The following is a 14,168-nucleotide window of genomic DNA, read 5'->3' as shown; positions in this document are numbered from 1 at the left end:
AGTAAGTGTAAAAGATAACTCCGGAGTAACACGAAGCAAAAAGATTGTGGCTACAATAGAAGCAAGGATGACTTCTACAAGGTTACCTGGAAAAGTACTAAAACCTATAATGGGGTACCCTGTACTTGAGCTTCTGATCGAAAGGTTGCAAAGATCTGAATATTTGGATGAAATTATAGTTGCAACTACAACAAATGATACTGACGAACCAATTATTGCTCTTTGCGATAAATTGAATATTAAGTATTTCCGTGGCAGCGAGGAGGATGTTTTAATACGTGTTCTTGATGCAGCCAAAAGTGTATCTGCAGATATTATTGTTGAGATCACAGGTGATTGTCCCTTTGTAGATCCTAATATTGTAGATGAATATATACAGGTGTTTTTAAATGGGGATTATGATTATGTCTCAAATACAATAGACCGATCATATCCAATTGGATTTGATGTGCAGGTTTTTCCCGTATCTATTTTAGAAGAGGTCAATACATTGACATCTGATCCGGTAGATCATGAACACGTTTCTATATACATTTATGAGCATCCAGAACGATATCGGCTCAAGAATATGGAATCTGATGAAGAGGTATATTGGCCAGATTTGGCAGTTACGTTGGACACACAGGAAGACTATGAACTTATCGGCAGGATTTTTGAGGAACTTTATCCACATAATCCGGAGTTCTCTGCTTCAGATGTTGTAAAATTGCTTCGAGATAAACCAGAATTAGTTTTGATAAATAAGCAGATAAAAAGGAAAAACCCACATGGCAATCAGGTATAATGTGGCAATAATAGGATGTGGCAATATTGCTGCACTATATGATCGGCCATATCAAAGCGATCGGGTGTTGACGCATGCTCACGCTTATTCACTGGAAACGCGGACGCGACTTTGTGCAATGGTAGATGTCGATTATCAAAAGGCCAATGATGCAACTTGTACATGGGGCGGAGTTGCATATAATGATCCAAAAGAAATGCTTGACAATGAAAACATAGATATTATCAGCATTTGTGTACCTGATGAGCAGCATGAGAAAATGCTTGAGTTGTGTTATGAATATAATCCAAAAGCGGTTTTCTGCGAAAAGCCTTTAACCATTAACATGGAATCTGGAAAACGGATTGTAAATAAATATTCAGAGGCAGGAATTGTTTTAGCAGTCAACTACTCCCGTCGTTGGGATCCGATAACACAGCATCTCAAAAATGAATTTGAAAAAGGGACATATGGTAAAATTCTAAATATCACTGGCATATATACAAAAGGAATCCTCCATAATGGTTCTCACCTAGTTGATATATTGAGATTTTTGTTTGGGAACATAGAGAAAGCAATTCCTTTATCTGCTAGATTTGATTGGTATGAGAATGATCCTGCTGTCGATGCATTCTTGAAATTCACGAATGGGGCACAAGCCCATGTTGTCACTGGTGACGCAAGAAGTTATAGTATATTTGAGATTGATATACTATGTGAAAAAGCGCGTTTTCATTTTAACAGATCTGGATTAGAGATGACCGAATATAGCATAAGGATAAATCCGATGTATCCCGGATACTTGGAAATGTATGAAAAAAAACGTATTCAAACAGGATTAAACAAATCCATGTCTTATGCAGTGTCGAACATTATTGATACGATTGAAGGAAATGACAATATAATTTGTTCTGGTTATGATGCTCTACATACTCAAAAAACATGTCTGAAACTTATAAAGGAATGCCAAAAATAGGAGTTTGATAAAATGGAATATTTAGCAATCCATGGCGGAAAGCCAGTTAGAACAAAACCCTTTCCGGCATATAATGTAATAGGCGATGAAGAAAAAGAAGCTGTTCAGAGAGTAATGGACTCTGGAATTTTATCCCGTTTTCTTGGGAGTTGGCATTCCGATTTTTATGGTGGACCAGAAGTCAGGGCATTTGAGGAAGAATGGGCTAATTATTTTGGAGTTAAACACGCTATAGCCGTAAATTCGTGTACATCTGGCTTGTATTGTGCAATCGGTGCAAGTGGTGTTGGTCCAGGCGATGAGGTAATAGTATCGCCTTATACAATGTCAGCATCTGCAACAAGTACCATAATATTTAATGCTGTGCCGGTTTTTGCTGACATAGAGCCTAATCATTACTGTTTAGATCCTGCAAGTGTTGAAAGCAGGATTACAGAGAGAACAAAGGCTATAGTCGTAGTAGATATTTTCGGACAGCCTTACGATGCTGATGCTATTAATGCGATTGCTGAAAAGCATGGTCTACTAGTAATAGAAGATTGTGCACAGGCACCACATGCCAAATATAAAGGAAAATGGGCAGGCACACTTGGTGATATCGGGGTTTACAGTTTGAACTACCATAAACACATCCACACCGGAGAAGGTGGTGTTGTTGTCACGGACGATGACGAACTTGCCGAAAAAGTACGCTTGATACGAAACCACGCTGAAGCAGTTGTTAGAAACAAAGGAACATTAGATCTAGTAAATATGGTGGGATTTAATTTCCGGATGAATGAGATTGAGGCTGCCATTGGACGATGCCAGTTGCAAAAACTGGAGGGACTAATAAGTAAAAGGATTACAAATGCAGATTATCTTGCAAAGGAATTATCTAAATTTGATGGAATTACAGCACCAGCTATTAGGGAAGATAGTATTCATGTATATTATATACAATGTTTGAAATATGATGAAAGTGTAATTGGAGTTCCGCGGGATTTATTCATCAATGCTGTTAAAGCGGAGTTGCCTATCACAGAATTGCGTGAAGGTGAAGGTGTAAATATGTCTGTCGGATATGTGAAACCTCTCTATCTTGAGCCCATGTATCAAAACCTGATTGCTTATGGCGATAAAGGTTGTCCTTTTAAATGTCCTATTTATAAAGGGAAAACAAATTATGAGAAAGGATTGTGTCCGGTTGCAGAGCGATTGCATGAAAAAGAGTTATTTTCGCATGAGTTTATAAGGCCCTCCATGACAAAGAATGACATGGATGATGTTATTGATGCTTTTGAAAAAGTGTACATGAACAGAAGCACAATATAATACGTGAAGAACAAATGATTATTTTAAACACATATGTCAAAAATAGGAGAGTGAAATGATATGAAGTATGGTAAGTCAAATGTACAGGAAAATGGGCAAAAGAAGATAGATAAGGAAACTATTAAAAACATCAAAGCTTTTGGAAGTGTAGTGGTCATCAAAGGCGGAAGTCTTGTGGATGAAGAATAAATGTATTGCAGTCTAATTTATAATAATTTTCATTAGCTTGTTGAAAATGCATTTGATACAATTTTGGTGATATGTTCATGGATGGTAACTTTCAATCTCTGAGTGAAATTGCGAACAATGATGATTTATCCAACTCGATTACAGAGGCGACGATAGATAATTTTGAGAAGTTGTGGATGGAAAATATAGCTCAAAACATGGAGACAATTTTGTCTTCAAAAAGTATAAAAGATCTTCCCAAACATGAAGGGATGAGTGCTATTGTAATAGCAGCAGGTCCATCTATAAAAGAAAATCATCATTTAAAGATGTTGCGTGAAAGTGACTTTGAAGGTATAATTATCGCTGTGGATCGAATGTTCATACCACTTTTAAAAGAGGGAATAATTCCAGATTATATCGTCAATGCCGATGGTGACAGAGAGAATATCCATAGATTCTTTGATGACCCTATTGTTGATGAATATGCTGAGCAGATAAAAGTTATTTTTGCAACACTTGCTCCGCCAAATGCTGTCAACAGGTTTAAGGGGGAGAGATATTTCTATAATGCAATGATTGATAACCCCCACGAAAAAAAGTCAATCACAAAGTATATTCGTTACTTAACGCAGAAACCCAACATAAATACTACAGGTAATGTTGGTGGGTTTGGAGTGATATTTGCATACTATTTGAAATGTAACCCTATAGCAACGATAGGACTAAATCTTGGCTATCCTGCAGGAACGCCTTTTGAGAATACTTATAGTTATCTTAACATTAGAAAAGCATATCCTGACATGACTGATGAAGAGATTTATACAACTTTCTACCAGGAATATTTCCATCCATACTTTAAAACAAAGAGTTATACAGAGCCAATATTCTCTTATTACAAAGAGGGATTGATTGATGCTGCCAAATATATGGTTTTAGAGGGGTATAAAATAATCAACTGTACAGAAGGTGGCATTCTTCATGAAGACCCTATTGAATCGATGTGGTTCAGAGATTTTTTAAGTACCTATGGAAGGAAACATAATGAGTAAGATACTTCTAATTAACTCTCCGATTCGAGAAACACAGCCACCAAAAAACATACCTTATGGCTTGTCTTTGATTGCCGCAGTTCTTGACGAATTGCAGCACGAGGTAGTATTACTGGATGCTAACGCTTATCGATTAACTGTTGATGAGATCATTGAAGATATTAAAGATGAGGATTTTGACCTGATTGGACTCTCGGGTCTCGTTACCACTTATAAATTTCAAAAGGAACTTATCCCTCGAATGAGGATGATTTTTCCGGAATCCTGTATTATGTCCGGTGGAGGATGTGCTACAAGTATTCCTAAAGAAATGTTGGAATGGATTTCTGGTTTGGATATCTGTGTAATAGGTGAAGGTGAAAGAACAGTTCTTGATGTAGTAATTCATTTAGAAGATCGGGACTTTTCCAATGTGCCTGGAATCGTATATCGTGATCGGGAAAACCAAATTATTGAAACTCAGAAAAGACCATTGATGACACCAGAGGAATTGGATCAGCTTCCGTATCCCGCATTGGATATGTTGCCAATGGAAGATGTTTATTTCAAGAATAGCTCAATTGCACTAAGTTATGAAGCACTTGAATCTAAAAGAAGGATAGATGTTATATCTGAAAGAGGGTGTCCATGGGGATGTACATTTTGTTTCCACAATGTTGGTGGACGTAAGGTTAGATACCAAAGTCCAAAATATGTTGTTGAAATGATAAAACACTTCAGGTTCAAGTATGCCATTGATTTTGTTACTCTTGTAGATGAGAACATGTTGGCAAACAAGAAAAGGGCAATTGAATTCTGTGATCTATATGAGGAAGCAGGTTTAGTAGATGTTGTGAAATGGGGATCCACCGGTCATCCAAATACCATTGATCCGGATATACTATCAAGGCTTAAAGAATGTGGTTGTACATATCTCGAGATTGGGGGAGAGTCAGCAGACAATAGGATATTGAAGGAGATCAAGAAGAATACAACTGTTGATAAATTACAGAGAGCTCTTGATCTGACTTTAAAAGCTGGTATCAATCCTGTAATGAATTTCATGGTTGGATATGAAGGCGAAGACCTTCAGTCTATCTACAGAACGACAAAGTTCTGGGTCAAAAATGGATTCCAGATATTCCCATTTATTATAACACCATACCCTGGTTCTGAACTTTATTATAAGAATATGGACAAGATTCTTGACCAATATGATAGTAAGCTGGAGAATTTCATTTTGGCTTTGGGTGATGCAACTGAACTGACAGTGAACATCAGCAATTTTAGCGATCCTGAGCTTCTTGGTTTGAGGGATTTGATGGCAAAACAAGATCTTGTTCGAATAAAACGATTCGCTAAAGAAAAGAACATCGAATTGGATGATGAATAATGATTATTCATCATTATTTTACGATATGATACTGGATGAATCGTATTTTCGTTCACTCAAAGATCAAGGATGTAGGAATGTGAATCTTTTTATTGTTGCAAGTGATCCCGGAAGTGCAAATGCAATAATGCCGGTTATCATAGAATGCCTCAAGACAGGCCACAGGATAAGTGGTCTGGTTTCAGGGAGTGCTAAAACAATGCTTGGACAATGGCATGAGATAATGGAAATTGATGATAGCACTTCAATTGAAGATATATCTAATATCTTGAATGCTGCACATCCTGATATATTATTAGCAGGGGCGGGTGCATTTAATTCATTAGAACATAATGTAAGGCGCGTTGCTTTAGATCAGGGCATCCCGTGCATTGCTGTTTTGGATCACTGGATGAATTATTGGCAGCGTTTCTGTAGAATTAACGAAGGGCACTGTACCTATTCTTTACCAGATCGTATTTGCGTGTTAGATGAGATTGTACATGATGAAATGTTAGCCGAAAGTTTTGCACCGGAAAAGATAGTGGTTACCGGCCAACCATATTTTGAATACATTGCAAACTGGAAAAAATCCCTTTCTCAAGATGACATAGGTCTATTCCGTAGTCGTTTTGTAAGGGATGATACAACGTTACTAATAGGATTTTGTTCTGAACCGCTTGCTGAAGATCTCAAAGTAACTCTTACAAAGAATCCGGGCTATACTCAATATACGACCATTAAAGAGATAGCAAGTGAATTGGGAAAATGGTCAAGTATATCAGGTCATCGTATACATTTAGTAATAAGACCTCATCCACGAGAAACTACCCACAAGATTGAAAATGTTCTAATGCAAATGAATCTGCCATCATCATTGTCATGGGATGTTTCTAAAGTTGGTTCTTCACTGGAATTTGTTGTTTCCTGTGATTTGCTTATAGGAATGACTTCAATGGCATTGATCGAAGCATTTATCCTGTCTCAACAGGTGTTGAGTGTTCAGCTTGGTTTACAGAATAAAGACGTTTTTTTTGGGACAACACGTGGATATTGTCCAAGTATATATGACACTCAGGAATTAAATAAATGGTTTGAGAAATGGTTTTATAGGAATGGACACTCTAATGATGTAATTAAAAAGATGAGTGGTGCCACTGAACATGTAGTTAGTATTATGCAAGAAATGGTTGGGATAAAAGAAGGCTAAATCAATTTCATTGTGTAGGATATAACTATTAATTTCCGGTTATGGGTATAATCAAATTATATGTTTAAATGATAATATTTTGAATAACACAAAAGTCAAAAGCGTACAGCTACAATATTTTTACTCAAACGTCCGTTTTTACTATATCAGAATAGCATTCATTAGAAATCAATAGTTTGTAACTTTATATAAGGTAAAGAGTATAATTAGAACATAATCTAAGTTCGTTAGAAGGTGACAATTATCTCAATTGAAGTAAATGCAAATTTTCATACAATTGGCGGAAAAAGTGTGTTGGACAAGAATGATCCTGTATTTCTAGAATACCGCAGAAAATGGAAGGAATGGCCTGAAAACTTTGAGAATGGAGACTTCCCTCTTCATCTTGATATCGAAGCGTCTAGTGTATGTAATCTCCGGTGTGAGTTTTGTGAAGCAACAATCGATAATATAGGGACAAGATCAGGATATATGGATATCGAGACCTTCACTAAAATCATAGATGAGGGTGTAGAATGCGGACTTTATGCAATAAAACTAAACTCCGGTGCACGTGGAGAACCATTGTTAAATAAAAATATCATTAAAATGGTCGAATATGCTAAAAAGAAAGGGATTATCGATGTGTACATGAACACAAATGCTGTTCTTCTAACTAAAGAAATGGGATATGGACTAATAAAAGCAGGTCTTGACAGGATATCCATTTCATTTGAGGGAACGGATCCTGCAATATATGAGAAGTATCGAGTAGGAGCCAAATTCGAAAAAGTACGGCAAAACATATTGGATTTTGTTGAATTGCGAAACAGCATGGGATCAGGAAATCCTAAAATAAGAATGCAAACAGTAGGTGTTCCAGAGATTCTTAAAGATATTAACAAATATGTAGGTTATTGGAGTGAAATTGTTGACGAGATAGCATTCATCGATTCTAAAGATTATAAGAATATAAAGAAAAGTCTCGTTTCTGATTGGGCATGTCCGTATATATGGCAGAGAATGATGGTCACATGGGATGGAACAATATCCGTGTGTGGGTTTGATTATTCCAATGATTTTAACTTAGGCAACGTGAAAAGCGACTCGATACGCGAAGCCTGGAATGGTACAGAAATGGAGCAAATAAGGAACTTGCATAAAAAAGGAATGGCTCACAAAGTCGCAATATGCGATGGTTGTTCTTTCCGAACGACTGAGATATACAAAAGGAGTTGAAAATATGATTGCAGCATTATTGATTGGTCGTGAAGGTAGTGTAGGTTTTCCCGGAAAAAATACATATCCTGTTTTGGGAAGACCGTTAATGGAGTATCCATTGCTGGCAGCAACAAAGTCAAGATATGTTGATAAGGTATTTATTTCAACAGATTCACAAAAGATCAAGGATATCGGGTTGAAGCATGGTGCTGAAATAATCGATAGACCACTCGAATTATGTAGCTCAAGAGCACTCGGTGAAGATGCATATGTCCATGGCTATCAAGTAATACGTGATCAAGAAGATGATGATGTAGAAATAATGGTACTTTTACACTGTAATGCAGCTACCATACTTCCCCAGACCATCGATGAAGGAATTAAAGTACTAAGGGAAAATCCCACATTTGATTCTGCAGTTACTGTTTCAAGATATAATATGTGGAGTCCGCTTCGTGCAAGAAAGATTGGTGATGATGGTTTGCTCCACCCATTTGTACCTTTCGAGGTGTTCGGTGATCCGAAAACATTAAATTGCGATCGTGATTCACAAGGAGATGTGTGGTTTGCTGATATGAGCGTGTCAATAGTAAGACCACGTTGCCTTGAAAATATTAAAGAAGGGTTATTACCTCAAAAATGGATGGGGCAGTCGATTTACCCTCTTAAACAGTGGGGTGGCTGCGATGTTGATTATGAGTGGCAAATTCCACAAGTAGAGTATTGGCTTAAAAAACATGTTTTTTCTGAAAACAGTATACCTTATTAAGTGGAGTGATTTCTTGTTTGATGTGAAAGGAAAAAAGGTTTTGGTTACTGGTGCAAGTACCGGAATAGGTGCATGTATAGCAGAACTTTTTGCATCATATGGTGCAGATGTTGGAATCCATTACAATAAAAGTGAAAAGGAAGCAAATGATCTGCTACAAAAAATAAAGCTTAATGGCGGTAATGCTGAGATAATACAGGCTGATTTGTTAGATAGTTCTTCATACAAAAACATTATAGATTCATTCATCTGTACTTTTGGTGGCATTGATGTACTTGTTAACAATGCCGGAGGCATTTATGGGTTCAAACATTTTATTGACCTGGATGAAATATCATGGGATGAAACCTTCACATTAAATGCCAAAGCGCCTTTTTTCATTGCAAAGGAAGCATTTTCATATATGGCTGAGCACAATGGAGGAAAGATAATCAATATCAGCTCTGTCTCTGCGAAATATGGTGGTTCTGAAAACTCTATGCATTATGGTGCTTCAAAAGCTGCACTGGATGCAATTACTAACGGATTAGCAAGAGCAGGTGTAGAGCGTAACATACTCGTAAATTCCGTACGAGCCGGGTTTGTAGATACGTTGTTTCACAAAAAGATCGGACGTAAAAATATTGATGAACGTATTAAAATGACTCCACTAAAAAGAGCAGGTGTCCCAAAGGATATCGCAAAAATGGTTTTATTCTTAGCATCGGAAGCAGGTGATTATATTACGGGAGAAGTCTTCACAGTGGCTGGAGGGGACTAATATTAAATATACTTAGGGAGCTATATATATGAAAGTGCTGATCTCGAGTCGTTCGTTTGGAAAAATTAACTCAGACCCAATTGATAAACTAAAGGATGCAGGGTTTGAAGTTGTTGTAAATCCTCTTGACAAAAAGCTCAATGAAAATGAGTTGATAGAATTAATTGATGATGCAGTTGGCCTGATAGCTGGCACTGAACCAATTACTGAGAGTGTACTAAAACAAGCAACATCTCTTAAAGTTATTTCCAGATATGGTGTAGGATTAGATAATATTGATCTGGATGCTGCAAATAGAAGGGGGGTTGAAGTCTGCAATACTCCAAACGCACCTGCAAAGGCAGTTGCTGAATTGACCTTATCACTGATACTAAATATAATGCGTCGTATTCCGGAATCAAGTCAGGCAATGAAAGAGAGAGTTTGGAAACCAAATATGGGTAATTCTTTATATGGAAAAACACTTGGAATTGTCGGTCTTGGCAGGATTGGAAAGGAGTTGACTAAACTAGTGGAACCTTTTAATGTGGAAATACTTGCCTTTGAAAAATATCCCGATGATCCTTTCATAGTATCACATAACATAAAACTTGTGTCACTTGAGGATGTACTATCCCGGAGTGATGTTGTCTCAATACATTTGCCACTGATGGAAGAAACATTTAACATAATAAGTTCCAAAGAATTGGCTTTAATGAAACGTAATTCTTTCTTAATAAATACTGCCCGTGGTGGTTTGGTTGATGAGAATGCTTTAAAGTACTATCTTGAAAAAGGTCTTATAGCTGGAGCTGCGCTTGATGCATTTGAAAATGAGCCTTACAAGGGAGGCTTATTAGACCTTGACAACGTTCTGCTGACCCCGCACATAGGTACCTATACAGAAGAAACAAGAATGATTATGGAAATAGAAACTGTTAATAATCTACTCAAAGTATTAGCTGGAGTTGGAGCAAAATGAAAGCGTGTGTTTTTGGTGGTTCAGGATTCCTTGGTAGCCATGTGGCTGATGTGTTGGTCAGCAGGGGATATGATGTAACAATTTTTGATTCACGTGCAAGTGTATATCTACAGAAAGGCGAAAAGATGATTGTTGGCAGCATTCTTGATAAAGATGCAGTTTACAACGCAATCGAAGGATGTGATGTGGTCTATAATTTTGCCGGTATAGCCGACATCGATGAGGCTAAGAACAAACCAATCCAAACCGTAGAGGTAAATATACTTGGAAATACCATCATTCTTGATGCGTGCAGGAGTCATGGTGTAAAAAGATTCGTTTTTGCTAGTTCAGTTTATGTGTATAGTGATTCAGGTTCATTTTACAGGAGCAGCAAACAGGCATGTGAGTTGATAATTGAAAACTTCCATGAAGCTTATGGTTTGTCATATACAATTCTTCGTTACGGCTCTCTATATGGTCCAAGAGCTGATGAGCGTAACTGGATATTTAGAATACTAAAGCAAGCAATTACAGAGGAGAAAATCACTCGTGAAGGTGATGGTGAAGAGCTGAGGGAATATATTCATGTTGAAGATGCTGCTCGGTGCAGTGTTGATATTTTATCCAAAGAATACGAGAATGAATATGTTATTCTGACAGGCTATCAACAGTTAAAAATAAGGAATTTGATGGTCATGATCAGGGAAATGCTTGGAAATCGTATTGAACTTGAATTCCTGCCAAATGAATCAAATGTACATTATGAGATTACACCCTATTCATTCAATCCAAGAATTGCGAAGAAACTTGTGAGTCATCATTATCTTGACATGGGTCAGGGGTTATTGCAGTGCCTTAAGGAGATCTATAAAAAAGAGCACCATTATGAGGAATTAAATGGAGTAATGGTTGAAGGTGATCAATGAGATATTTGAAGTTATTATGGTGTTAATAACAAAGTGGGTGCTTAATAAATGCGTAACATAAAGCAGAAGATAGTCGATTCTGTACTACATCGTGCAGAAAATAAGGCACACTATAGTACTCGTGATCTGTCTATAGTTGGTTTTGATAATAACTATGATGTCAATGATCCCCATGATGCTATTTTATTAAAGCAGCAAATGAGTTTTTATAATCAACGTTATGATTTTCTGGAAAAACACATTGCAGGACATTCTAAAATACTGGAGATAGGGGATGTAAATGGTTTTAATATCGAACACTTTGGTAATGATCAAAGTCTAAGTGTTAACTTTGTAGACTTTAGTAACAATATTAAAGGCAGATTTATGATCATGAATGCTAATGATGGAATTGACATTGACGAAACATTTGATTATGGTATGATGTTCGAAACACTGGAACACCTTCATAATCCAATACTTGTATTAAATCAGATGCTTGGTATTTGCAAGAAAGGTGTATTTGTGTCGGTTCCTTATGTTCGGAAAGCTGTTGTGAAACTGAATCTGGATGGGGGGCACGTTTTTGAGTTAAGTCCGAATGACTATAAAAAAATATTTGATTATTATGGTATAACCATTGTCGACTATAATAGATGCAACACGTTAAAGCTAGATATTTTAAGCAAACCATTCAAACTACATAGCATGTTGCATGGTGCGCCAGACGAATTATTTGGCATTTTTGAAAGCTTTCAATTATATTATTTGAAGAAAAATGTTTGAATTGGACAATATAAACAACAACATATTCATTGCCCTTTCTATAAATTATGTAATAGAGTAACTAAAATAGAACTATAATGGGGATACATAGTGTTCAAAATCATAATCCTGGATTTCGACGGAGTTATTCTTGAGTCACTTGATATTAAAACTAAGGCATTTCTTAAGGTATATGAAGATTATCCAGAGTACGCGGAGAAAATTGCTCAATATCATCTGCAAAATGGTGGAGTTTCCCGTTATAAAAAATTTGTATACATCAATACTAATATCTTAGGTATACCTGTTAATGATGCAATAACAGAAAAGCTTGCAATGATTTTTTCAGAGGCCGTAGTAGATGAAATGTTAAAATGTCCATTTGTTAATGGCGCGTTAGATTTTATAAATAAATACTCCAATAACTCAAACCTATATATTGCTTCAGGAACACCTGAGGATGAATTAGTTTATATTGTAGAAAAATACAATCTTGGGAAGTATTTTAAAGGTGTGTATGGAACGCCTCGCACGAAATCTGAAATCATTGCGTATATACTTAATAAAGAGATGGCTGATAATGAAGATGCTGTTTTTATAGGAGATGCGATTACGGATTATAATGGTGCAAAGGAAGCAAATGTCGCATTTATTGCCCGTATGAACGGTCAAACTCCTGATAATCCCTTCTCTGATATGGATGTAGTTTCCGTAAATGATCTCAGAGAACTCGATGAAGTTCTGGAAGCAGGTTTTTAAAATGAAGTATATTTTGTTATCTTATACAATAAATAAACATACACCATTGTACGGTAACACACCGTCGCCAGAGATTTCTGCACATAGTCGAATAGTAGATGGAGATTCCAGTAACACATGTACTCTCTTTATTCATAATCATACAGGAACACATATTGATGCACCAAAACACTTTATTGATAATGGAAAGTCCATCTTTGAGTATTCTCTGGAATATCTTGTGTTTAAGAACCCTCTACTAGTTGATTGTCCAAAAAATGATGCAACACTAATTATGCCCGAAGATTTGCAGAAAAAATCACATGCATTCCAGAATAGTGATTGTTTATTACTGCGGACAGGATTCGGACAGTTCAGAAATGAGGAAAGGTATCGAACACATAATCCGGGTATTGCACCAGATACTATTCTTTGGATACGAACGAACTATCCTAATGTACGGTGTATTGGAATCGATGCTATTTCAATATCGTCTTTTCAAAACAGGGATGCTGGGAGAGCTGCACATAAAATGGCATTTATGGTTAGAGAAAACTTTGGAGAGCCATTGCTTTTGATAGAAGATATGAATCTTAATGCTTTGTCATCCAATGAAATAAAACATATGATCGTGATTCCCTGGCAAGTTGAAGATGTTGACAGTGCACCTTGTAGTATATTGGGTGAGATAGAGTAAGTAAGAATACTATGTCTATATCTAAAACTAATATAATTGTGTGTCCTCCGACTAAACGTTGTATTCATAATATTTCCAAAGTTATTGGAAACACCAGCTATGAATGGGTATATTTTGGTCAAGATGTGACAAATGCACTTGTTGTAGAGAAGTGGATTGGTCTCCAGGGGAAGCAAATTGAGATTTCAGAAAAACTTCAGGAGACAGCCAATAACTTGAAGGAATCTTACATCAATTATATTGGCAAATTAAGTGCAGAGCACAATTCAATCATATGGTGGTCGACTTCCCTATCAGAGAAAAACCAATTCATATCAAAAACATTTTTATTTTCGTGTTATATCAAAGTAGCTTTGTCATTGGCAGAATTGCCTAACACGGATAATCTCGTATTTTTTGTAGAAAATCAACAATTAAGGCTATGTTTTGTGGATAATTTTTTAAAATCTAACTATATAATAAAACATATTGAATCACGAAGATCGGCCATATTAGAATCAATAAATGATAATGTAGAGTTTATTGTCAAACACAGTTGGTTTGCGTTGAGCAACATT

16 protein-coding genes are annotated in these 14,168 nt (G+C 36.4%); all 16 read left to right on the top strand.

What is annotated here, in order from left to right:
* Positions 1-46: 46 nt before the first annotated feature.
* Positions 47-784, top strand: a complete 738-nt coding sequence (locus BB781_RS14080; protein WP_207205300.1) for a cytidylyltransferase domain-containing protein — start codon at positions 47-49, stop codon at positions 782-784.
* Between the two features lies 1 nt (position 785).
* Positions 786-1,739, top strand: coding sequence for a Gfo/Idh/MocA family protein (locus BB781_RS14075; RefSeq protein ID WP_164997912.1), 954 nt, complete (start codon positions 786-788; stop codon positions 1,737-1,739).
* Between the two features lie 12 nt (positions 1,740-1,751).
* A complete protein-coding gene (locus tag BB781_RS14070) occupies positions 1,752-3,053 on the top strand; it encodes a DegT/DnrJ/EryC1/StrS family aminotransferase (RefSeq protein ID WP_094229108.1) in 1,302 nt (433 codons plus the stop codon).
* Positions 3,054-3,113: 60 nt separating this feature from the next.
* The gene (locus BB781_RS16390; protein ID WP_277985513.1) at positions 3,114-3,242 is read left to right on the top strand and encodes a hypothetical protein; all 129 of its coding nucleotides are present in this window, start codon (positions 3,114-3,116) and stop codon (positions 3,240-3,242) included.
* A 77-nt stretch (positions 3,243-3,319) separates the two neighbouring features.
* A complete protein-coding gene (locus BB781_RS14065) occupies positions 3,320-4,273 on the top strand; it encodes a 6-hydroxymethylpterin diphosphokinase MptE-like protein (RefSeq protein ID WP_164997911.1) in 954 nt (317 codons plus the stop codon).
* Positions 4,266-5,645, top strand: a complete 1,380-nt coding sequence (locus BB781_RS14060; protein ID WP_164997910.1) for a B12-binding domain-containing radical SAM protein — start codon at positions 4,266-4,268, stop codon at positions 5,643-5,645. Before BB781_RS14065 ends, BB781_RS14060 begins: the two co-directional genes overlap by 8 nt.
* Complete coding sequence (locus tag BB781_RS14055; protein ID WP_094229105.1) at positions 5,635-6,834, top strand: hypothetical protein; 1,200 nt, start codon at positions 5,635-5,637, stop codon at positions 6,832-6,834. Before BB781_RS14060 ends, BB781_RS14055 begins: the two co-directional genes overlap by 11 nt.
* 291 nt (positions 6,835-7,125) lie before the next feature.
* Positions 7,126-8,052, top strand: a complete 927-nt coding sequence (locus tag BB781_RS14050; protein WP_164997909.1) for a radical SAM/SPASM domain-containing protein — start codon at positions 7,126-7,128, stop codon at positions 8,050-8,052.
* A gap of 4 nt (positions 8,053-8,056) precedes the next feature.
* On the top strand, positions 8,057-8,803 hold the full coding sequence (locus BB781_RS14045) for an acylneuraminate cytidylyltransferase family protein (protein ID WP_094229103.1): 747 nt from the start codon (positions 8,057-8,059) through the stop codon (positions 8,801-8,803).
* A 22-nt stretch (positions 8,804-8,825) separates the two neighbouring features.
* Positions 8,826-9,563 carry an SDR family NAD(P)-dependent oxidoreductase gene (locus BB781_RS14040; RefSeq protein WP_242492681.1) on the top strand — a complete coding sequence of 246 codons (738 nt, stop codon included), beginning with the start codon at positions 8,826-8,828 and terminating at the stop codon, positions 9,561-9,563.
* Positions 9,564-9,591: 28 nt separating this feature from the next.
* The gene (locus BB781_RS14035; RefSeq protein ID WP_094229101.1) at positions 9,592-10,524 is read left to right on the top strand and encodes a phosphoglycerate dehydrogenase; all 933 of its coding nucleotides are present in this window, start codon (positions 9,592-9,594) and stop codon (positions 10,522-10,524) included.
* Positions 10,521-11,432 (top strand): NAD-dependent epimerase/dehydratase family protein, encoded by a 912-nt coding sequence (locus BB781_RS14030; RefSeq protein ID WP_094229100.1) that lies wholly within the window; start codon positions 10,521-10,523, stop codon positions 11,430-11,432. The genes BB781_RS14035 and BB781_RS14030 overlap by 4 nt, the downstream gene beginning before the upstream one ends.
* 48 nt (positions 11,433-11,480) lie before the next feature.
* Positions 11,481-12,197, top strand: coding sequence for a hypothetical protein (locus tag BB781_RS14025; RefSeq protein WP_094229099.1), 717 nt, complete (start codon positions 11,481-11,483; stop codon positions 12,195-12,197).
* A gap of 90 nt (positions 12,198-12,287) precedes the next feature.
* Positions 12,288-12,935, top strand: coding sequence for an HAD family hydrolase (locus BB781_RS14020; RefSeq protein ID WP_164997907.1), 648 nt, complete (start codon positions 12,288-12,290; stop codon positions 12,933-12,935).
* On the top strand, positions 12,910-13,611 hold the full coding sequence (locus BB781_RS14015; protein ID WP_164997906.1) for a cyclase family protein: 702 nt from the start codon (positions 12,910-12,912) through the stop codon (positions 13,609-13,611). The genes BB781_RS14020 and BB781_RS14015 overlap by 26 nt, the downstream gene beginning before the upstream one ends.
* A gap of 125 nt (positions 13,612-13,736) precedes the next feature.
* Positions 13,737-14,168: hypothetical protein (locus tag BB781_RS15985; protein WP_207205299.1), on the top strand; the 432-nt coding region annotated here is incomplete at its 3' end.

Source organism: Methanolobus psychrotolerans (assembly GCF_002243045.1).
Taxonomy (GTDB): domain Archaea; phylum Halobacteriota; class Methanosarcinia; order Methanosarcinales; family Methanosarcinaceae; genus Methanolobus; species Methanolobus psychrotolerans.
Note: the sequence above shows the minus strand (reverse complement) of the source record. Positions and strands in the feature narration are given on the sequence as shown.